Here is a 19,927-nt window from a genome sequence, read left to right on the forward strand (position 1 = left end):
GCGTCGCTGCCGTGAACTGGTTGATCTTCCTGGGGGCGGTGGCCGCCGTGGCCGTCGTGGTGTGGATCGCCGATCGCATGGGGTGGATCGACCTGTCGAACAAATCCCAGCGGAGCGGTGGATCCGGAGGCATGGTCGGGATGCTGGACGAGGTGTTCGCACCGACCCGGCACGAGACGCAAGCCGAGTACGAACGGCAGGCGCGCCTGCCGAAACAGGCCCCGTCACCGGCGGACGACGACCACGACCTGCTCAGCGGCAGCGTGCTCATCCGGGTGCCGACGGTGCGGAGCGCCGGGCGGCACGAGGCCCGCGTGGGGACGCACGACCGCTCGTACTGAGCGGACGGGCGCCGCGCTCGTCTGTGCGTCGCCCGCGTCAGCGCGTCGTGAGCTCCTGGTAGTCCGGGTGCCGCTCGATCCACGCGTGCACGTAGCTGCACTGCGCGACGACCCGGCGTGACGAACTCGCACGCACGTCGTCGAGGGCGTGCTGCACCAGGATCGACGCGTGCCCACCCCCGCGGTGCTCGGGATCGACCTCGGTGTGCACGAAGCGGATCTCGTCGCCGTCGATCTCGTACGCCGCGAGGCCGATGACCTCGCCGTCCTCGATCAGGGAGTACTGCTGCTTGTCGGTGTCGTTGCGGACCTCGGGTGCTGCTGCCATGCACTCGACCGTACGCCGGGGCCTGGGCGTGCGGTGCGTGTTCGCTCGGTGCGGTGCGGTGCGGTGCGGTGCGGTGCGGTGCGGTGCGCGTCGAGCGTGCTCGCTCGGTGCGCGACAATGGGTCCGTGCGCAGGGGAGACGACCGAGGCCCGGACCGCGTCGTCCTCGGCGACGCCCTCGACGTGGTCCCCGCCTACCCGGACGGGTCCTTCACGCTGGTGTACCTCGACCCGCCGTTCAACACCGGCCGGTACCAGCGGCGGCACGCGACGTCCGCCGTGCCGAAGGCCGACGGTCCCGTGATGGGATTCCACGGCCGGACCTACGAGCGGGTGCGCGGCGACCTGATGCGCTTCGACGACCGGTTCGAGGACTACTGGTCGTTCCTCGAACCCCGACTCATCGAGGCCTGGCGGCTGCTCGCCGCCGACGGCACGCTGTACCTGCACCTCGACTACCGCGAGTCGCACTACGCCAAGGTGCTGCTCGACGCGCTCTTCGGCCGCGAGTCGTTCCTGAACGAGATCGTGTGGGCCTACGACTTCGGTGCCAAGTCCAAGACGCGCTGGCCCACGAAACACGACACGATCCTGGTCTACGTGAAGGACCCGTCGCGGTACTGGTTCGACTCCGAGGCCGTCGACCGCGAGCCGTACATGGCGCCGGGTCTCGTCACCCCCGAGAAGCGCGAGCGCGGCAAGCTGCCCACCGACGTCTGGTGGCACACGATCGTCTCGCCGACCGGCCGCGAGAAGACCGGCTACCCCACGCAGAAGCCCGAGGGGGTGTTGCGGCGGATCGTGCAGGCGTCCTCACGCGAGGGGGACTGGGTGCTCGACTTCTTCGCGGGCAGTGGGACCACGGGCGCCGTGGCACAGGCGTTGGGGCGGCGGTACGTACTGGTGGACGACAACCCTGCGGCGATCGACGTGATGCGGAAGCGGTTGCCGGGTGCGTCGTTCGAGGTGGCTGGAGCACCGGAGGCAGCGGCGGGGGACGCGGCGCCGGCGGTCTGAGGCGCGGCACCGAGAACGGCAACGGCTCCCTCGACCCGACGACCCGACGACCCGACGACCCAACGGAGAACCGACACCGATGACCGCCCTGAGGCAGTGGATCGCAGTCACTGTGACCACGATCGCGATCGTCGGCACGACTGCCGGCTGTTCTGGAGGACAGATGGAGAACCGACCGACCCAGGAGCCGGCCGATGCGAAGCGCAGCATCCAGCAGCTCGTCGACGACACGACCGATGCGCTCGGAGGGACGTGGACGGCCCAGGAAGGGCCGCGGCTCGGCACGTGCGAGGACGAGCGCGGCGTCGGTGAGGGTGTGAACTACACGTACATCAAGTCCCGTGCTGATCGCGGCGACATCGAGCAGGGGATCCGGACGCTCGAGAAGCTGTGGGGCGAGCGCGGACTCGACACGAAGCGGTTCTCCGATGCCGACGCGTCCTCCAGCGGCGTCGACGGCAGCGGGGACGGCGTGGCGAACATCGGGTTCCAGTCCTCCGACCTCGGCGGGGGCGACACGGTCAGTGGTACCTCGGCGTGCGCTGCCGGGGACTACGTCGAGATGCGCGAGCGAGAGCGCTCGTAGCCTCCGCACGGGAGCGTCGATGTCGATGTCGATGTCGATGTCGATGTCGATGTCGATGTCGTACGACGTCGACGGTGTCGCTCCCGCGCGGCCGCAACAGTTGCACGCGCGCAGATGCGACGAGGTCGCTGTCGTACGACAGCGACCTCGTCGTTCGGCATCAGCGAGCGAGCGCCAGCGCCGACTACTCCGCGGAGTGCCGCCCGTGTGCGTGCGCGTCGTCAGCGTCCGGCCGGGAGGCCCGGCTCGCCTCCGCCGCATCGGCTCCGGCCCCGTGGGCGTCCGGCTCCACGACCGGGGCGGCGTGGGCAGCCCGGGTCCGGATGGCACCGGTCGTCGTCGGGGGCTCGTCGACCGGCGCAGCCGCCGAGTGTGCACCGTGCGTCGTGGCGTTCGGCAGCGGCGCGCGGGTGTCGTCGACCCCGTGCGGCAGCACCGAGACGTCCGACGCCCCGGTGGCCCGGGCGGACCGAGGCTGCACGTCCGGCGACGTCGGCACGTCGGGCGAGGTCGGGACTTCGGCGGAGGACGACCCCGTCGGCACCGGGGCAGCTCCAGGTGCGGCGGCGGCAGCGGCTGCAGCGGCGCTCCCGTCCGACCCCGCTCCGGCAGCCGTGCGTGCGGCATCGGCCTGCTCCTGCAGCGCCGAGGTCTTGCGGAGCGGCGGCACCCGGAAGAACCACGTCAGCACGAACGCGAGCAGGATCACCGCGAGGCCGACGTAGTAGACGCGGACGGCCGAGTCGCTGAACCCGACCAGGAACGGACGGCTGAGCCGGGGGTCCGCCCCGTTCAGGAACGACGTGTCGCTCGTCGCCGAGTCGGTGGACGAGCTCGCGGCCGAGTCGCCGCTCTTGAGCTGCTTGATGAGCGTCGGGGCGACCTGGTCGACGACGTTCTCCCGCTGCCCCTTGTCGGAGTAGTCAATCTGCAGCGTGCCGTCGACGACCGAGGCGTTCGCCTTCGTGGCCGCCGTCTCGAGCGCCTGCTGTTCGGCTGCGGGCTTGGCGTCGTCGACCTGCTGGGCGATGATCGTGTCCGCTGCTGCGGCCGGGACGGTCCCCGCGGCGACCTGCTGCTGCACCGCTGCCGTCACCTGCTTGGTCACGGCGGCGTCGGCGGCCTGCTTCGCCTGCGCGGTGCCCTGGTCGAGACCGTCCTGCACGTTCTTCTGCACCGGGTCGACGATCTTCGTCCAGATCTCGTCCATCACGCCCTGGTTCTTCGACGCGTTCGCGACCGAGGGCGTCATCGCGGCGTTGAGCGCGCTCTTCAAGTCGGACTCGTTCTGCATCGCGGCGCTGATGTTCGTCGGCATTAGGGTGAACAGCACGGAGAGCAGGACAGCGGTGCCCATCGTGCCGCCGATCTGGCGGAAGAACGTCGCGGCGCTCGTGGCGACGCCGATGTCCCGCGGTGACACCGAGTTCTGCGCGGCCAGGGTCAGCGTCTGCATGAGCTGTCCGAGTCCGAGCCCGATGCCGAACATGCCGAGCATCAGGAACCACAGGGGCCGGTCGGCGGTCAGGAACGTCAGGACCGTGAAGCCGATCGCCGTGAACGCCGTTCCGGTGATCGGGAAGACCTGGTAGTTGCCGGTCCGGGAGATGATCTGGCCGGAGGCGATCGACGAGATCATCAGGCCGAGCACCATCGGCAGCATGGCGAAGCCGGACTCGGTCGGGGTCACGCCCTTGACGATCTGCAGGTAGAGCGGGATCGTCAGCATCGCGCCGAACATGCCGAAGCCGACGAGCACGGACAGGATCGCGGACATCGAGAACACCCGCGATCCGAAGAGCTTCATCGGCAGGATCGCGTCGTCGCCCATGGCCCGCTCGACGATGATGAACGCGATCAGGCCGAGGGCGCCGATGGCGTAGCAGGCGAAGGCGGCGGGGGAGTCCCAGCCCCACTCGCGGCCCTGCTCGGCGATGAGCAGCAGCGGCACGAGCGTGACGATGACGAGCGTCGCACCCCACCAGTCGATGCGGGGCTTGCCCCGGTCGCCGAACTTCGGCAGGTGCAGGAACGTCAGCACCATGAACAGGGCGATGATGCCGATCGGCACGTTGATCAGGAACACCCAGCGCCAGCCGGCGATGAACAGCAGCTGGTCCGCGCCGGCGAAGACGCCGCCGACGAGCGGCCCGATGACGGACGAGATGCCGAAGACCGCCAGGAAGTAGCCCTGGTACTTCGCCCGCTCGCGTGGGGCGAGCATGTCGCCCATGATCGCCAGCGGCAGGGACATCAGACCGCCGGCACCCAGGCCCTGCAGCGCGCGGAACCCGGCGAGCATGAGCATCGAGTCGGAGAACGACGCCGCGAACGAACCGACGATGAAGATGCCGATCGCGGTGATGAAGAGCGGCCGGCGACCGAAGATGTCGGAGAGCTTGCCGTAGATCGGGGTCGTCACCGTCGACGCGATGAGGTACCCGGTGGTGACCCAGGCCTGCTGGTCGAGTCCGTGCAGGTCGTCACCGATGGTGCGGATCGCGGTGCCGACGATCGTCTGGTCGAGGGCACCGAGGAACATGCCGGCCATCAGGCCGTAGATCACCAACAGGATCTGTCGGTGGTTCATCACGACGTTGGACGCCGTGGTGGGGGCCGCGGGGGCGGTCGCCGTCTGGGTCATGAGCAGGGTCTCCCGGGGTACCGATGCGCTGGCAGAACGATTTTTGCGCTGCCTGCAAAGTTACAACTGCCGCAAGTGCTCGGTCGCACCGAGACGGCTTCCTGAGTGGATCGGCAGTCACGGTACGCCCAGTGGGCCCAGGTTGCACACGGCCTGGAGGCCCGGCTCGGTTCCGGCGGACGGGCTGCGGTGTCCGAGACCCGCAGCCCGTCCGACGAGGGCGCTACGCGCCCAGGGCTGCGTCGACGATCTCCTTGGCCTCGCGCTGCACCTGCTCGAGGTGCTCCTGCCCGACGAAGCTCTCCGCGTAGATCTTGTAGACGTCCTCGGTGCCCGACGGGCGCGCTGCGAACCATGCCTTGTCGGTGACGACCTTCACGCCGCCGACGGCTGCGTCGTTGCCCGGGGCCTTCGACAGCTTCGCGGTGATCGGGTCACCGGCCAGGGTGTCCGCGGTGATGGCGTCGCCGTCGAGCTTGCCGAGGCGGGCCTTCTGCTCCTTCGAGGCCGCGGCGTCGACGCGCTGGTAGACCGGGGCGCCGAAGCGTTCGGTCAGCTCGGCGTAGAGCTGCGACGGGGTCTTGCCGGTGACGGCGACGATCTCGGACGCCAGGAGCGCCAGGATGATGCCGTCCTTGTCGGTGGTCCACGCGGTGCCGTCGGTGCGCAGGAACGACGCACCCGCGGATTCCTCGCCGCCGAAGGCCACGGAGCCGTCGATCAGGCCGGGGACGAACCACTTGAAGCCGACCGGGACCTCCCACAGGCGACGGCCCAGGGACTCGGCGACGCGGTCGATGATGCTCGACGACACCAGGGTCTTGCCGATCGCGGCGTCGTCGCGCCACTCGGGCCGGTGCGCGTAGAGGTACTCGATCGCGACCGCGAGGTAGTGGTTCGGGTTCATCAGTCCGCCGTCGGGCGTGACGATGCCGTGCCGGTCGGAGTCGGCGTCGTTGCCCGTCAGCACGTCGAAGTCGTCCTTGCGCGCGAGCACCGAGGCCATCGCCGAGGGGCTCGACGGATCCATCCGGATCTTGCCGTCCCAGTCGAGCGTCATGAACGCCCACGTGGGGTCGACCTCGGGGTTCACGACGGTCAGGTCGAGGCCGTAGTGGTCGCGGATGGCGTTCCAGTACGGCAGCGAGGCGCCACCGAGCGGGTCGGCACCGATCTTCACGCCGGCACGCTTGATCGCGGCGATGTCGATGATGTTCTCGAGGTCGGCGACGTACGTGTTCAGGAAGTCGTAGCGCTCGGGCGCGGCGTCCTCGGTGCGCTGCACCTCGGCGTTGCCGCCCTCGATGATCGCGTTCGCCCGGTTCGCGATCCAGCTCGTGGCGTCGCTGTCGGCGGGACCACCGTGCGGCGGGTTGTACTTGAAGCCGCCGTCGCGGGGCGGGTTGTGGCTCGGCGTGATGACGATGCCGTCGGCCGTGTCCGGGTTGCCGGCGCGGTTGTAGCGGATGATCGCGTGGCTCAGCGCGGGCGTCGGCACGAAACCGTCCTGGCTGTCAGCGAGCACGCGCACGCCGTTGGCGGCGAGGACCTGCAGAGCCGTCTGCTCGGCGGGGGCCGAGAGCGCGTGGGTGTCGCGGCCGATGAAGAGCGGCCCGTCGGTGCCCTGCTCGCGGCGGTACTCCACGATCGCCTGCGTGATCGCGGCGATGTGGGTGTCGTTGAAGGCGGTGTCGAGCGACGACCCGCGGTGTCCGGACGTGCCGAACACGACCTTCTGCTCGGGGACCGAGACGTCGGGCACTCGGTCGTGGTAGGCGGCGAGGAGCTCGTCGAGGTCGACGAGGTCGTCTGCGGTCGCTGGGGTGCCGGCGCGGTCGTTCATGCGTCCATCCTGGCATCGGCCGCCCTGGCGCGTTCGGGGGAAGTGCACCGGAGGTCGGGGGAACGCGAGCGAGCGGCCGCCCCACCCGGGTTGAGGGGGGACACCCGGGGCGGACGACCGCTCGCGGTCTGTGGAGGCAGGTGCCTCAGGCGGTGCGGAACGAACCCGTCGCCGTGCGGAACGAGCCGGTCACGGTGCGCGTCGAGGACGTCGCGGTGCCGGGACGGCGGAACTGCGTGTCGACGAAGCGGCCGAGTGCTCGGCCGATGCCGGTGCCGGTGTAGCTGCCGACCGGGCTGCGGGTCGCGTCGCCCGTGAAGGCGCCGAGTTCGGTGCGGGTCTCGAGGCCGGTCACGTAGGCGCCGCCCAGGGGGTTCTGACGGTTCTGCATGGGTGCTCCTCGTCGTCGTGCCGAGGTCCGCAGGTCACCGAGCCGGCGACCGCGACGCCGTCGGCTGGATGACCACCACTCTACGCACTTGTCTTGCATCGTGCAAAACAAGAGTGCGTTCTGCGGTCAGATCCACCCTCGGTCCCAGGCCACGGCGGCGGCTGCGACGCGGTTGTCGACGTGCAGTTTCGCGATCGCCGACGACAGGTGGTTCCGGACCGTGCCGTGTGCGAGCGAGAGCTCCCGGGCGATCTGCTTCGTCGCGAGCCCGTCGCGGGTGCAGCGCAGGACGTCGGCCTCCCGCGGGGTGAGCGGGCTCTCGTCCTCGGTGAGCGCGGCCGCCGCGAGACCGGCGTCGATGTACCGCTCGCCCGCCGCCACGTCGCGGATGATCTCGGCCAGCCGCGCCGCCGGTGTGGACTTCGGGACGAAGCCCCGGACACCGGCGGCCAGCGCACGTCGGAGGGTGCCGGGCCGCGCGTGGCGGGTGACGATCACCGTGGGCATCGCGTCCGACAGTGCGCGGGCGGCCTCGATGCCGTCGAGGACGGGCATCTCGAGGTCGAGCAGGACGACGTCCGGCCGATGCGTCCGGGCCGCGGTCACGGCTGCTGCCCCGTCGGCGACGTCGGCGACGACCTCGAGGTCGGTTTCCAGGCCGAGCAGTGCGACGAGTGCTCCACGGATGAGTTCCTCGTCGTCGGCGACGACGATCCTGATCACGGGCGCACCGCCGTTCGTTCGGGAACCGGGATGCGCACGAGGAGGGTGAAACGGTCCTCGCTCCGATCGGCGTCGACCGTCCCGCCGTTCGGCGCGACGCGCTGTCGGAGTCCGTCGATGCCGGTGCCGGTGCCGGCGCCGGTGCCGGTGCCGGTGCCGGGACGCTCGGACGGCCGTGGCACGTCGTTCCACACCGTCAGTCGCCAGGCGTCGCCGTCCCGCAGCAACTCGATCGACGCGGTGTTCGCGCGACTGTGCCGGATGGTGTTCGTCGCGGCCTCGCGGATGGCGACGGCGAACAGGGCGCCGACCGGGTCGGGCATGCCGGCGGTCTCGATGCGCACCGTGCAGTCGATCCCCGCCGACCGGAGGACGGCGGCGGCGTTCCGGACCTCGACCGCCACGGTGACCGTGCGGTAGCCGCCGACGAGCGCCCGGGTGTCCTCGAGCGCCGCCTGGGCCACCATGCGGATGTCCGACAGCTCCGCTCGGGCGCGCTCGGGGTCGCCGGGAAGCAGCCGTTCGGCGAGCTCGCTCTTCAGCGCGATGACCTGCAGGTGATGGCCCTGGATGTCGTGCAGATCGGTGGCGAACCGGAGTCGTTCCTCGGTGACAGCGAGGTCGGATGCGGTGCGACGAGCGGCTTCGAGCCGGAGCACGACGCGGTGGATCCAGACGACGCTGAGCGGCATCAGGGCGAAGAGCGCGAGTGTCCCGACCAGGACCAGTTCGGCGGGCTCGGCGCGGGCGTCGGCCGCCGCGACGAGCAGGACGACGGTGCCGGCGAGCACGGTGACCCGGGCCCACCCGCGCAGCAGGCAGCCGACCGTGCCGCCCGCGATCGCCAGGGTGAACGACCACGCGGAGCCGGTCGCCGACGGGACGAGCGCGACCACCCACGTGGCGGCCGCGAGCACCAGCAGGGCGAGGACGGCCGGGTGGCGTGCCGACGCCTCGCCGGCGGGGCGGAGCAGCAGCGGGATCGATGCGAGCGCCGCCACCGACGCGGCGGCGGTGAGCACGACGAGTACGGGGGTTCGTGCCGTCGTCGGGCCGTCGGTCCCGATGAGCACTTGCACGCCGCCGCCCACCAGCACCACGAGCCAGAGCGACGCGACCGAGGACCAGCGGACCACCCGGACGTCGGCGTCGGCGCGGGGCTGTTCCTGCCCGGGTTGCGTCACGCGCCCAGGGTAGCGAGGGTCGCGTCGGTGTCCCTGGCGATCCGTTCGGACAGCGTGTGGTGCAGGTAGTGGTCGCCGACCAGCCCGATCACCCGGCCGTGGTCCACGCTCGCGGCCTGGCGCTCGTGCAACCGGACCCAGTTCGGCACGTCGTTGTCGTTCGTCCGCACGAACAACAGCACCGGCAGGTCCGCGGGGAACCGCGAGTCCTCGACGGACCGGAAGTTCTCCGGCGCGTGCCGCATCTCGTCGATGATCGTCGGGGCGGCACCGTTCTTCGCCGAGAGCAGCTGCATCTGGCGCCTCGTCGCGTCGTCGTAGGCATCGCCGTACGTGTCCGAGGACGCTCCACCGAGAGCGCGCAGCAGACCGAGTCGGTCGAGGGCGACGATCGCGCCGGTCGGGATCGGCTCGTCCCAGCTCGACTGTCGCGGCACACTGCTGTCGATGCCGACGAAGGCGGTCACCTCGTCGCGGTACGCCTTCGTGTAGGGCAGGGCGTAGATGCCCGCGACCGAGTGGCCCATCAACACGTACCGGTCGACGTGCAGGTGCTGCAGGGCCTCGTGGACCTCGCGGGTGATGTTCGCGGCGGTCCGCGGGACGTCGGTCTGGTCGCTGAGCCCGGTGCCGAACGGTTCGACGGCGACGACCCGGTGCGTCCGGGCGAGCTGGTCGGTGAGCGGCCCGAAGTCGAGCCCGGGAGCGGCGGTGCCGAGGCCCGGCAGGAGCACGATCGTCCCGGTGTCGGAGTTGCCGGTGCCGCGGACGACCACGTTCATCCGCTTGCCGTCCACGGGCACGCGCTCGCCGTAGTCGTCGATCTCGGACGCTTCGACGTGGGTCGCGACGACGTTGACGACCGTCGTCGTCGCCAGGGCGAGGACCGGGACCGCAACCAGTGCGCCGAGGGTGATCAGGGTGATGCGCAGGGACTTCCGCACGGTGCTCGTCTCGATCGGGCCGCGCGGGGTCCGCGCGGCGGGTCCGATCAGTCAAACGGCGTGGGGCGCGGAGCGGATGTGCCCCGGTGTCACGATCGACCGTGACGGATGTCACGGTCGATCGTGCCGCGGGCCGGTCAGGCGAGCAGCTCGCAGAAGTTCCGGCCCTCGGCCGTCCAGCTCTGCCGCGGGACCATCCCGGCGTCCGCCGCGTGCCGGTGCAGGGCGTCGAGGCCGACCTCGGCCCACGGGAACCCGGCGCTCTCGTTGCCGTCGGCGTCCACCACCCGCGCGGTGTACACGCGGTCGGCCGAGGCTTCGGGGTTCGTCTCGACGATGACCCGGCCGCCGGCTCGTACGATCTCGCGGCAGCGGGCGAGCAGGGCCGTCGGGTCGCCACCGATGCCGATGTTGCCGTCGATCACCAGCGCGGTGTCCCAGTGACCCTCGTCGGGCACGGCGTCGAACACGGAACCCTGCAGAGCGGTGCCGCCGGCGCGCTGCGCGATGGCCACGGCCTCGGCGGAGACGTCGACGCCGAGCGCCGGGATGCCCAGGGACCGTGCGGCGACGAGCATCCGGCCCGGACCACAACCGATGTCGATAACCCCGCCGTCGACGTCGTCGAGGAGCGAGCGGTCGACGCGGTCGGCGGCGGCGCTCCAACGGCCGACGTCCATCGTGGTGACGGCGTCGGGGCGGTCGGCATCGGTCAGGCGCAGGTGGCCGTCGGTGCGCAGGGCACGGGCGTACGGTTCGCCGCCGCCGGCGCCGAACGAGACGGGTGCGTGCATGGTCATCGGGTGCTCCCCACGGTCTCGGCACGGAGTGCCCGGGTGAAGTCGGACTCGGGAGCGAGGTCGGCGACCCGCTCGGCGTCCGGGATCGTGTCGACGTCGAGCAGCTCCCCGAGCACGCCCACGTCGAGTCCGGCGTCGGTCAGGCGTGCGAGCTGGACGGCTCCGGTGTCGTCGCGCGACATCGGGACGCCGCGCAGCAGGTCGCCGGTGGGCTGTCGCAGGTACAGCGACCAGAAGCCGCCGTCCTCGGCCGGGCCGAACCAGGCGTCGCGGGCGGCGTCGTCGAACACCGGTGCGAGGTCCGCGGTGGACACCTGTGGGGTGTCCATGCCGACGAGCAGCAGTGGACCGTCGACGGCGTCGAACAGGAACCCGAGGCGCTCGTCGAGGCCGCCGCCGGGCTGGTGCAGCACCTCGAACCCCTCGGCCGACGCGGGCACGACGTCGCCGTCGAAGAACAGGACCCGGCGGGCCGCGGGCAGTGCGCGGACGGTGGCCAGAGTGTCGGCGAGGCTCGCGGACGCGACGCGTGCGGCGCCCTCGGGGGAGAGCGCCGGCGTCAGCCGGGTCTTCACCTTGCCGGGCAGGCACTCCTTCGCCACGACGGCGACGGTGACGTCGGCGCGAGCAGCGTCGCTGGCGTGGGTGGCGGTCACGAGCGGGCCTCCTCGACCACGGGGGTGGACTCGGCCGCCTGGCGGAGCGGCCCCGGTGCGACGACCCGGACACGGGCCTCCCGGCGGTACGCACGGAGCAGACGGGACATGTCCCGCACCGCGTTGATCGTGCCGCGGAGCGTGCCGGTGACCTTGCTGTCGCCGATGCGCTGCGCGTACCCGATGTCGGACTCGTCGACGCGCCAGCCGGCGGCGTGCGCGGCCAGCACCATCTCGAGCGGGTAGCCGCTGCGGCGGTCGCGCAGGTCGAGGGAGACGAGGTCCTCGCGGCGCATCACACGCATCGGGCCGAGGTCGCGCAGTCGGTAGCCGGTCGCGCGGTGCATGAGGACGGCGAGGACGCGGTTCGCGAAGCGCGCGTGCGGGGCCCACGCACCGCGGCCGGTCGGGACGCGACGGCCGAGTGCCAGGTCGACGCGGCCACTGGCCACGCGGTCGACCAGGGGCGGGAGCTCGGCCGGGTCCATCGAGGCATCGGCGTCGCAGAAGGCGACGAAGTCGGCGGTCGCCGCGGCGACCCCGGCGGCGCAGGCCGAACCGAACCCCTTGACGGGTTCCGTCACCACGAGGGCACCGTGGGCACGGGCGACGTCGGCCGATCCGTCGGTCGATCCGTTGTCGACGACGATGGCCCGGTAACCCGTGGGGAGGCGCGCGATGACCTTCGGCAGGGCGTCCGCCTCGTCGAGGCACGGCAGGATCACGTCGACAGTCATGTCCGTCATTCGGTGCGGTCGGTCGGATCGACGGGTCTGTCCTGGCATGCACTCGACACAACACGACGACGCGCTGCGGGGTACAGGAAACTGCCGGGTCCTGGTCGTTCAGCGCGCTCGGCGCGCGTCCGGTCCCCAGAACGGGGGACAGGGTGCGCGCGTGGGTGCCGCGAGTGGTTGCCCAAGACGCCGTCGTGTCGTCGAGACGCCGCCGGATGCGGCGGCGTCTCACGCAGCAGGGGGCGTGGTGCCGACACGACGGCGTCCTGCGGGGCCGTGGGGGCGGGGACCCCGGACGGGAGGCGCGGGGCGGGGCCGTCCCGGGCCTCCCGTCCGGTGGCTGGCCGTGCTCTCAGGCGTCGCTCGCGGCGACCGGCCCGCTCACGCGTTCCGGCTAGCGGACGGCGCTGCGGAGCGGTGCCGTCGCGAAGTCGCGCATGCCGGCCTCGAAGTCGACCTCGGCGTGCCAGCCGAGCTCGGCGGCGATGCGTGCCGAACTCGCGGTGACGTGGCGGACGTCGCCCAGGCGGTACTCGCCCGTGACGACCGGCTGCGGGCCGTCGGGTCCGGCGATCGCGGCGGCCATGTCGCCGATGGTGTGCACGGTGCCGGTGCCGACGTTGTACGCGCGGAACGTGTCCGACGGCTGGTCGGCGGTCGCCGCGATGGAGGCGGCGTTCGCGCCGGCGACGTCGTCGACGTGCACGAAGTCGCGTCGCTGGGCGCCGTCCTCGAAGACCCGGGGTGCCTCGCCGCGGGCCAGCGCCGAGCGGAACAGGGACGCGACACCGGCGTAGGGGGTGTTCGCCGGCATGCCCGGTCCGTAGACGTTGTGGTACCGGAGCGCGATCGCGCGGCCGCCCGTGGCACGGGCCCAACTGGAGGCGAGGTGCTCCTGCGCGACCTTCGTCTGCGCGTACACGTTGCGGGGGTCGAGCGCGGCGGACTCGTCGATCAGGCCGGGCAGCAGGGGCTGACCGTCGGGGCCGATGGGGTCGAAGCGGCCGGCGTCGAGGTCCTCGCGGCGGCGGGCCGGCGGACGGGTCGGCTCGCCGGAGGCGGTGGTGTACGCGCCCTCGCCGTAGACGACCATCGAGCTGGCGACGACGAGCCGGCCGATGTCGTGCCGGTCCATGCCGGCGAGGACGTGGGCGGTGCCGGCGTCGTTCGACGAGACGTAGTCGGGGGCGTCCTGGAAGTCCACGCCGAGGCCGACCTTGGCTGCCTGGTGGCACACGACGTCGATGCCGTCGAGGGCGGCGTCGAGGGCGACCCGGTCACGGACGTCGCCGTGCACGAACGCGATGCCCTGCTGCTGGTGGGCGCGGACGACCTCGGCGGGGTCGCCGTGCACGTCGTCGCGCAGGGAGTCGAGGACGCGGACCTCGTGGCCGTCGGCCAGGGCGCGGCGGACGATCGCGGAGCCGATGAAGCCGGCGCCGCCGGTGACGAGGAGGCGGCTCATGCGGTGGCGCCCGTGGTGGCGGTGGCGGCGGGCTGGGCCTGCGTGGCGGTGGGGCCTGTGGGCTGGGCCTGCATGATGCTGGCGCTCGCGCTGGTCGGCACGAGTTCGCGCGGGGTGAAGTCGGCGGGGATGGCGGCGACGATCTGGCCGATGGCGCGGACGATGACCTCGTTGGCGCGGGCGAGACGTTCCATGACGAGGGCGTGGGTGACGACGGCACCGGCGTCGTCGACGTCGGGGCCGCTGGCGGCGGCTGCGGATGCGGCGGCAGCTGCGGCCTCGTCCTCGGTCGGGGCCAGTCCGGCGTCGGCGTCGGTGACGAACGACAGGTTCACCGTGGCGATGCCGAGTTCGGCGGCCAGGGGGACCTCGGGCGTCATCGTCATGTTGATGGTGTGGCCGCCGGCCTGGCGGAGCCAGACGGACTCGGCGCGGGTGGAGAACCGGGGACCCTGGATGACGACGCAGGTGCCGGTCGGACGGAACGGCACGTCGAGTCCGGCGACGGCGTCGATCGCCGCGCGGCGGAGCGTCGGGTCGAACGGGTCGGCGAAGGACAGGTGCTGCACGTCGTCCTCGAAGAACGTGTCGGCGCGGCCCCAGGTGCGGTCGATGAGCTGGTCCGTCACGACGAAGGTGCCCGGGGCGTAGTCGGGGTGCAGGCCGCCGACGGCGCTCGAGGACACGATCGCGCGGACGCCGAGCGAACGGAGCGCCCAGACGTTCGCACGGTGGTTGATGCGGTGCGGGGCGACGGAGTGCTCACGGCCGTGGCGGGTCAGGAACGCGACCCGTCGTCCGGCCATCGTGCCGATGCTGATCGGGCTCGACGTCGGGCCGAACGGGGTCGGGACGTCGAGCTCGTCGGCGGTGCCCTCCTCGAACAGCTGGTAGAGGCCGGAGCCTCCGATGACACCGATCGTCACGGCTTCGTCGTTCTCCACAGGTCCTCCGGTTGGTCGTCGGCGCGGGCTGCGCGCTGGATACGCTACTGACGGCGCCACCGGGCGAACCGGGAACGGCGCCACCAACCCCCTGTTCGGAGGCACCTGTGCGAACGATCGGTCAGCACCGCGACGACCTGGCGGCGTTGCTCGCGCCGGTGGTGGCGGGCCTCGGAGCAGAAGAACTGCCGATCGACGAGCTCGCCGGTGCCGGGTTCGCACACCGCGTGCTCGCGGCCGCCGTCCTGTCGCCCGTTCCGCTGCCGCCCTTCGACAACAGCCAGATGGACGGGTTCGCGGTGCGGGTCGCCGAGGCGGGGCAGCAGATCCGGGTCGTCGAACCGATCCCCGCAGGCGTGGTGCCCGAACCGCTCGAGCCCGGCACGGCCGCGCCGATCATGACCGGTGCACGGATCCCGACCGGCGCCGACGCGGTGTTCCCGGTCGAGGCGACCGAGCCCGGGGCGTTCCCGGCGGCGCTCGAGCTGCCCCGGGTGACGGTGCCCGCTGACCTGACCGCCGGCACGTTCGTGCGGGTCACCGGCAGCGACCTGCCCGCCGGTGCCGAGCTCGCTCCGGCCGGTTCCGCGGTCACGCCGGCGCTGCTCGGGGCCCTGGCTGCTGCGGGGGTGACGACCGTGTCGGTGCGCCGACCGCTGCGGGTCCTCGTCGTGTCGACCGGCTCGGAGCTGCAGGGCGCCGACACGGACGCGGCGACCATCGGCGACGCGAACGGCATCGCGCTGCGGGCAGCCCTCGCCCAGGTCGGTGCGGACTCGCGGGCCGTCCGGGTGCCCGACGACGTCGCTGCCTTCGACCGCGCGCTCGATGCAGCCGTGGGGGACTGGGCCGACCTCGTGCTGACCACCGGGGGCATCAGCGCCGGGGCGTACGAGGTCGTCCGGCAGGCGCTCGAGCCCCGCGGGCTCGCGGTGACGCCGGTCGCGATGCAACCCGGTGGGCCGCAGGCGTTCGGCAGCGTCGTGTTCGGAGAAGGTCGCGCCGTACCGGTCGTGTCCTTCCCCGGCAACCCGGTGTCGGCGCTCGTCTCGTTCGAGGTGTTCCTGCGCCCCCTGCTCGCCGCCGCCGTCGGACTCGTGCCGGACCGCCCCGCGCAGGTCCTGCCGGCGGCGTCCGCTGCCGGCTCACCCGTCGGCAAGCACCAGGTCCGTCGCGGCCGGGTGCAGGACGGGGCCGTGCACTTCGTCGGAGGGCCGAGTTCACACCTGCTCGTGCACTACGCCGCCGCCACCCACCTGGTGCACGTCCCCGTGGGGGTCGACACCGTCGAGGTCGGCGACCCCCTGACCGTCTGGAGCCTCCGATGACCGACCCGTCCGCCTCCGACCAGCTGTCGCACGTCCGCGCCGACGGCAGCGCGCACATGGTCGACGTCTCCGCGAAGGACGTCACCGACCGGTCGGCCACCGCCACCGCCACCGTCGTCACCCGTCCCGACGTCGTCGCACGCATCCTCGACGGCTCGCTGCCCAAGGGCGAGGTCGTCGGCACCGCCCGGATCGCCGCGATCATGGCGGTGAAGAAGACCTCCGACCTGATCCCGCTGTGTCACCCGCTGCCGATCGCCGGCGTGCAGGTCGACATCACCGGTACCGACGACCGCGTGCTGATCGAGGTGTCGGTCCGCACGACCTCGCGCACCGGCGTCGAGATGGAAGCCCTGACCGGGGCGAGCGTCGCCGCCCTGACGGTGTACGACATGGTGAAGGCCGTCGACCGAGCGGCCGTGATCACGGACGTGCGCGTGCTCGAGAAGCACGGCGGGCGCTCCGGGGACTGGAGCAACCGATGACCGCCGAGCCGACCAGGGGCCGGGCCGCCGTCGTCGTGGTGTCCACGCAGGCCGCCGCCGACCCCGCACTCGACCGCACCGGACCCGTCATCGTCGACTGGCTACGCGACCGCGGGTTCACGACGAGCGACCCGATCATCGTCCCCGACGGCGGCGCGATCACCGAGACCGTCACCGCCGAACTGCTGGCCGACGCACGGGTCGTGATCACCACCGGCGGCACCGGGGTCACCCCGACGGACCGGACCCCCGAGGCGGTGGCGGGGCTGATCGACCTCGAACTGCCCGGCATCACCGAGGAGATCCGTCGACGCGGACTCGCGGGTGCCGGCCCCACCGCGCTGCTCACCCGCGGCGTCGCCGGGGTCACGAACGCCGGGTGCCTGCTCGTCACCCTGCCCGGGTCGCGCGGCGGGGTGTCCGACGGGCTCGCCGTGCTCGACGGTGTGCTCGACCACGTCGTCGCCCAGGTGCACGGCGAGGGCCACGCCCCGCGGAGCGCCTCGTGAGCAGCACCGAGGCCGCCGCACGGGTCGTGCTGGCCGACGTCGTCGACCGCGACGTCAGCGTCGACGAGGTCGCAGCCGTGGTGGCCACCGAGCAGGACGGCGCCGTGGTGACCTTCGCCGGCATCGTCCGTGACCACGACGGTGGCAAGGGCGTCACGGCGCTCGACTACGAGCGGCACCCCAGCGCCGGCGACGTCATCACCGAGGTCGCCCGGACCATCGCCGAGGACCACCCCGACGTCCGGATCGCCGTGCTGCACCGCGTCGGGGCGCTCGGCATCGGGGACGTCGCGCTCGCCGCAGCGGTGTCGTCGTCGCACCGGGCTCAGGCGTTCGCCGCGTGCGGTGCCCTGGTCAACCTGGTGAAGGAGCGCGTGCCGATCTGGAAGCACCAGCGGTTCACCGACGGGACGGACGAGTGGGTCGCGGCGCTGTGACCGGCCCCACCCTGTGCACCTTCGCAACCGGGACGCTCGTTCGGGGCATGGTGAGACTCCAAGCGGATCCATAGAATCGCGAACATGAGCGTCTTGCTGCCCGGGATCACCGTCATCCTGCTGGTCTTCGCCCTGATCGACATCCTGACGAAGACTGATGACCAGATCCGCGGCCTGCCGAAGATCGCGTGGGTGATCCTCGTGATCCTGGTCCCCGTCGTCGGCAGCATCGTCTGGTTCGCCATCGGCCACGACTGGGCTCCGGGCGAACGGAACCACGGTCGCTACATCGAGCCGACCCGCCACGAGGACCGGTACGCCACCCTCGGCGACGCCCGCAGTGCCCACGGCGCCAAGCGCGTCACCGGTACCGAGCAGGAGCTCGCCGAGCTCGAGCGCGAGATCGAGTACTGGGAGGCGCAGGCCCGCTTGAAGCGTGCGAAGGAGGCCGCGGGCGAAGGTGACGCGGCCCCCGCGAGCTGACCCGGGCCTCCAGGCCGACGCGCCGACGAGCGGAGCGCCGCCTCGTCGACGCACCGTGCGCGGTCTGTCGGCTGGTGCGAGGTTGCGCGTTCCGTGTGCCGCCACAGGCTCGCACCGAGTGGGCAACCTCGCACCACTCGAACAAGCGCGCACCGTGCGACCAGAGCTGGCCGAACACCCGAACCACCCGCCCCGCACCCACCACCCCGCCGCGCCACCTACCCTTGACGCGTGGCACATCTCCTCGGCGCCGAGAACCTGCATCTCGAGTTCCCCACCAAGGTCGTCTTCGACAACGTCACCCTCGGCATCGACGAGGGTGACCGGATCGGCGTCGTCGGCCGGAACGGCGACGGCAAGTCGACCCTCCTCGCACTGCTGTCCCAGCGCCTCGAGCCGGACGGCGGCCGCGTCACGCACCGCCGAGGGCTGACCATCGGCTACCTGGACCAGCGCGACATCCTGCCCGAGGGCGCGACCGTCGGCAGCACCGTCGTCGGCGACCTCGAGGAGCACGAGTGGGCCGGTGACCCGAAGATCCGCGACATCATCGGCGGTCTGGTCTCGGACATCCCGTGGGACGTCAGCGTCGACGAGCTGTCCGGTGGGCAGCGTCGCCGTGTGGCCCTCGCGCGGCTGCTGGTCGGCGACTGGGACGTCCTGTTCCTGGACGAGCCGACCAACCACCTGGACGTCGAGGGCATCGAGTGGCTCGCCGGGCACATCAACCGCCGCTGGTCGTCGAACCAGGGCGGCATGGTCGTCGTGACGCACGACCGGTGGTTCCTCGACGCGGTGTCGACCGACACGTGGGAGGTCCACGACGGCGTCGTCGATCCCTTCGAAGGTGGCTACGCCGCGTACATCCTGCAGCGCGTCGAGCGTGACCGGCAGGCGGCCACGATCGAGCAGCGCCGCCAGAACCTGGCCCGCAAGGAGCTCGCGTGGCTCCGCCGCGGTGCCCCGGCCCGCACGAGCAAGCCGAAGTTCCGCATCGACGCGGCGAACGCCCTGATCGACGACGTCCCGCCGATCCGCGACACCGTCGCGCTGTCCCGGACGGCGACCGCGCGCCTCGGCAAGGACGTCGTCGACCTGCTCGACGTGAGCGTCTCGTTCGACGGCACGCAGATCCTCGACCGCATCGAGTGGCGCATCGCTCCGGGGGAGCGGACCGGCATCCTCGGCCCGAACGGCGCCGGCAAGTCCACGCTCCTCAACCTGGTCTCCGGCCGGCTGCAGCCGACGAGCGGGCGGGTGAAGACCGGCAAGACGGTGCAGGTCGCGGTGCTCGACCAGCAGCTCGCCGACCTGCAGCAGTTCGCCGACGACCGCGTGCGCGAGGTGGTGGCCCGCAAGAAGACGAGCTACGTCGCCGACGGCAAGGAGATGACGCCGTCGCAGCTGCTCGAGCGGCTCGGCTTCACCTCGGAGCAGCTCTCCACGCCGGTCAAGGACCTGTCCGGTGGGCAGAAGCGGCGCCTGCAGCTCATGCTCATCCTGCTCGACGAGCCGAACGTGCTCATCCTCGACGAGCCCACCAACGACCTCGACACCGACATGCTCGCCGCCATGGAGGACCTGCTCGACACCTGGCCCGGCACCCTGCTGGTCGTCAGCCACGACCGGTACCTGCTCGAGCGCGTCACCGACCAGCAGTACGCCGTGCTCGGCGGTCACCTGCGCCACCTGCCCGGCGGCGTCGACGAGTACATGCGTCTGCGCGAGGCCGGAACCGGGGGCGGGACCGCCTCTGCGGCTGCCGCCGCGTCTGCCGGGAGGCCCGACACCGTCGGCGGGACCGGCTCGGCCGGTGCCGTGGCCGGGTCCAAGGCCGCCGGTGCGTCCGCCCTGTCGGGAGCGGACCGGCGGACGGCCGAGAAGGAGATGTCGGCGCTCGACCGCAAGATCGCGAAGGTCGGCGCGGACCGCAAGAAGCTGCTCGACCAGTTCGCGACGCACGACCAGTCCGACTACGCCGGACTCGGCGAACTGCAGGCGAAGCTCGGTGCGCTCGAGGCCGAGGTCGAGCAGCTCGAGGAGCGCTGGCTCGAGGTCGCGGAGCTGCTCGGGGTCTGAGCCG

Annotated in this window: 21 protein-coding genes; 9 read left to right on the top strand and 12 right to left on the bottom strand. The window is 72.0% G+C overall.

The window, feature by feature from the left end; genetic code table 11:
- Positions 1-11: 11 nt before the first annotated feature.
- The gene (locus DEJ00_RS07175) at positions 12-341 is read left to right on the top strand and encodes a hypothetical protein (protein WP_051596634.1); all 330 of its coding nucleotides are present in this window, start codon (positions 12-14) and stop codon (positions 339-341) included.
- Positions 342-378: 37 nt separating this feature from the next.
- Here the strand turns inward: DEJ00_RS07175 and DEJ00_RS07180 are convergent, their stop codons facing one another.
- Positions 379-669: a GNAT family N-acetyltransferase gene (locus tag DEJ00_RS07180; protein ID WP_027465074.1), complete on the bottom strand. Its 291-nt coding sequence runs from the start codon at positions 667-669 to the stop codon at positions 379-381.
- 125 nt (positions 670-794) lie between these two features.
- Between DEJ00_RS07180 and DEJ00_RS07185 the strand changes: the two genes are divergently transcribed.
- Together DEJ00_RS07185 and DEJ00_RS07190 are read left to right on the top strand one after the other, a co-directional pair.
- Positions 795-1,685: a site-specific DNA-methyltransferase gene (locus tag DEJ00_RS07185; protein ID WP_111056903.1), complete on the top strand. Its 891-nt coding sequence runs from the start codon at positions 795-797 to the stop codon at positions 1,683-1,685.
- A 163-nt stretch (positions 1,686-1,848) separates the two neighbouring features.
- Entirely contained in the window at positions 1,849-2,271 is a 423-nt protein-coding gene (locus DEJ00_RS07190) for a hypothetical protein (protein WP_111056865.1), read from the top strand.
- A gap of 184 nt (positions 2,272-2,455) precedes the next feature.
- Here the strand turns inward: DEJ00_RS07190 and DEJ00_RS07195 are convergent, their stop codons facing one another.
- The 11 genes from DEJ00_RS07195 to DEJ00_RS07245 all read right to left on the bottom strand — a co-directional run bounded on the left by DEJ00_RS07195 (position 2,456) and on the right by DEJ00_RS07245 (position 14,602).
- The gene (locus DEJ00_RS07195; protein WP_111056866.1) at positions 2,456-4,915 is read right to left on the bottom strand and encodes an MDR family MFS transporter; all 2,460 of its coding nucleotides are present in this window, start codon (positions 4,913-4,915) and stop codon (positions 2,456-2,458) included.
- Between the two features lie 223 nt (positions 4,916-5,138).
- On the bottom strand, positions 5,139-6,758 hold the full coding sequence (gene pgm, locus DEJ00_RS07200) for a phosphoglucomutase (alpha-D-glucose-1,6-bisphosphate-dependent) (protein ID WP_027465078.1): 1,620 nt from the start codon (positions 6,756-6,758) through the stop codon (positions 5,139-5,141).
- Between the two features lie 145 nt (positions 6,759-6,903).
- On the bottom strand, positions 6,904-7,149 hold the full coding sequence (locus DEJ00_RS07205) for a hypothetical protein (RefSeq protein ID WP_027465079.1): 246 nt from the start codon (positions 7,147-7,149) through the stop codon (positions 6,904-6,906).
- 126 nt (positions 7,150-7,275) lie between these two features.
- Positions 7,276-7,872, bottom strand: a complete 597-nt coding sequence (locus DEJ00_RS07210; protein ID WP_111056867.1) for a response regulator transcription factor — start codon at positions 7,870-7,872, stop codon at positions 7,276-7,278.
- Entirely contained in the window at positions 7,869-9,056 is a 1,188-nt protein-coding gene (locus DEJ00_RS07215) for a sensor histidine kinase (RefSeq protein WP_111056868.1), read from the bottom strand. The genes DEJ00_RS07210 and DEJ00_RS07215 overlap by 4 nt, the downstream gene beginning before the upstream one ends.
- On the bottom strand, positions 9,053-10,000 hold the full coding sequence (locus tag DEJ00_RS07220) for an alpha/beta fold hydrolase (protein ID WP_111056869.1): 948 nt from the start codon (positions 9,998-10,000) through the stop codon (positions 9,053-9,055). The genes DEJ00_RS07215 and DEJ00_RS07220 overlap by 4 nt, the downstream gene beginning before the upstream one ends.
- Positions 10,001-10,137: 137 nt before the next feature.
- A complete protein-coding gene (locus DEJ00_RS07225) occupies positions 10,138-10,800 on the bottom strand; it encodes a bifunctional 2-polyprenyl-6-hydroxyphenol methylase/3-demethylubiquinol 3-O-methyltransferase UbiG (protein WP_111056870.1) in 663 nt (220 codons plus the stop codon).
- Positions 10,797-11,456, bottom strand: a complete 660-nt coding sequence (locus tag DEJ00_RS07230; protein ID WP_111056871.1) for a DUF2064 domain-containing protein — start codon at positions 11,454-11,456, stop codon at positions 10,797-10,799. The genes DEJ00_RS07225 and DEJ00_RS07230 overlap by 4 nt, the downstream gene beginning before the upstream one ends.
- The gene (locus DEJ00_RS07235; protein WP_027465082.1) at positions 11,453-12,202 is read right to left on the bottom strand and encodes a glycosyltransferase family 2 protein; all 750 of its coding nucleotides are present in this window, start codon (positions 12,200-12,202) and stop codon (positions 11,453-11,455) included. The genes DEJ00_RS07230 and DEJ00_RS07235 overlap by 4 nt, the downstream gene beginning before the upstream one ends.
- A gap of 385 nt (positions 12,203-12,587) precedes the next feature.
- Positions 12,588-13,658 carry an NAD(P)-dependent oxidoreductase gene (locus tag DEJ00_RS07240; protein ID WP_111056872.1) on the bottom strand — a complete coding sequence of 357 codons (1,071 nt, stop codon included), beginning with the start codon at positions 13,656-13,658 and terminating at the stop codon, positions 12,588-12,590.
- The gene (locus tag DEJ00_RS07245; protein ID WP_111056873.1) at positions 13,655-14,602 is read right to left on the bottom strand and encodes an MTAP family purine nucleoside phosphorylase; all 948 of its coding nucleotides are present in this window, start codon (positions 14,600-14,602) and stop codon (positions 13,655-13,657) included. The genes DEJ00_RS07240 and DEJ00_RS07245 overlap by 4 nt, the downstream gene beginning before the upstream one ends.
- 107 nt (positions 14,603-14,709) lie before the next feature.
- On the opposite strand from DEJ00_RS07245, the gene glp reads away from it, so the two are divergent.
- The 6 genes from glp to DEJ00_RS07275 all read left to right on the top strand — a co-directional run bounded on the left by glp (position 14,710) and on the right by DEJ00_RS07275 (position 19,923).
- Complete coding sequence (gene glp / locus DEJ00_RS07250) at positions 14,710-15,930, top strand: gephyrin-like molybdotransferase Glp (protein WP_111056874.1); 1,221 nt, start codon at positions 14,710-14,712, stop codon at positions 15,928-15,930.
- Positions 15,927-16,415: a cyclic pyranopterin monophosphate synthase MoaC gene (gene moaC, locus DEJ00_RS07255; protein ID WP_111056875.1), complete on the top strand. Its 489-nt coding sequence runs from the start codon at positions 15,927-15,929 to the stop codon at positions 16,413-16,415. Before glp ends, moaC begins: the two co-directional genes overlap by 4 nt.
- Positions 16,412-16,924 (top strand): molybdenum cofactor biosynthesis protein B, encoded by a 513-nt coding sequence (locus DEJ00_RS07260; protein ID WP_027465087.1) that lies wholly within the window; start codon positions 16,412-16,414, stop codon positions 16,922-16,924. Before moaC ends, DEJ00_RS07260 begins: the two co-directional genes overlap by 4 nt.
- Positions 16,921-17,361 (top strand): molybdenum cofactor biosynthesis protein MoaE, encoded by a 441-nt coding sequence (locus DEJ00_RS07265; RefSeq protein WP_181440109.1) that lies wholly within the window; start codon positions 16,921-16,923, stop codon positions 17,359-17,361. Before DEJ00_RS07260 ends, DEJ00_RS07265 begins: the two co-directional genes overlap by 4 nt.
- 84 nt (positions 17,362-17,445) lie before the next feature.
- Positions 17,446-17,844, top strand: coding sequence for a PLDc N-terminal domain-containing protein (locus tag DEJ00_RS07270; protein WP_051596635.1), 399 nt, complete (start codon positions 17,446-17,448; stop codon positions 17,842-17,844).
- Between the two features lie 231 nt (positions 17,845-18,075).
- Positions 18,076-19,923, top strand: coding sequence for an ABC-F family ATP-binding cassette domain-containing protein (locus DEJ00_RS07275; RefSeq protein WP_071248222.1), 1,848 nt, complete (start codon positions 18,076-18,078; stop codon positions 19,921-19,923).
- Positions 19,924-19,927: the final 4 nt, after the last annotated feature.

The organism is Curtobacterium sp. MCLR17_039 (assembly GCF_003234745.1).
Classification (GTDB): Bacteria; Actinomycetota; Actinomycetes; order Actinomycetales; family Microbacteriaceae; genus Curtobacterium; species Curtobacterium flaccumfaciens.

Coding starts and splice junctions, on each gene's coding strand:
- DEJ00_RS07205 (WP_027465079.1), bottom strand. CDS start 7,149: ATGCAGAACCGTCAGAACCCCCTGGGCGGCGCCTACGTGACCGGCCTC.
- moaC (WP_111056875.1), top strand. CDS start 15,927: ATGACCGACCCGTCCGCCTCCGACCAGCTGTCGCACGTCCGCGCCGAC.
- DEJ00_RS07225 (WP_111056870.1), bottom strand. CDS start 10,800: ATGACCATGCACGCACCCGTCTCGTTCGGCGCCGGCGGCGGCGAACCG.
- DEJ00_RS07260 (WP_027465087.1), top strand. CDS start 16,412: ATGACCGCCGAGCCGACCAGGGGCCGGGCCGCCGTCGTCGTGGTGTCC.
- DEJ00_RS07190 (WP_111056865.1), top strand. CDS start 1,849: ATGGAGAACCGACCGACCCAGGAGCCGGCCGATGCGAAGCGCAGCATC.
- DEJ00_RS07270 (WP_051596635.1), top strand. CDS start 17,446: ATGAGCGTCTTGCTGCCCGGGATCACCGTCATCCTGCTGGTCTTCGCC.
- pgm (WP_027465078.1), bottom strand. CDS start 6,758: ATGAACGACCGCGCCGGCACCCCAGCGACCGCAGACGACCTCGTCGAC.
- DEJ00_RS07195 (WP_111056866.1), bottom strand. CDS start 4,915: ATGACCCAGACGGCGACCGCCCCCGCGGCCCCCACCACGGCGTCCAAC.
- DEJ00_RS07180 (WP_027465074.1), bottom strand. CDS start 669: ATGGCAGCAGCACCCGAGGTCCGCAACGACACCGACAAGCAGCAGTAC.
- DEJ00_RS07235 (WP_027465082.1), bottom strand. CDS start 12,202: ATGACGGACATGACTGTCGACGTGATCCTGCCGTGCCTCGACGAGGCG.
- DEJ00_RS07240 (WP_111056872.1), bottom strand. CDS start 13,658: ATGAGCCGCCTCCTCGTCACCGGCGGCGCCGGCTTCATCGGCTCCGCG.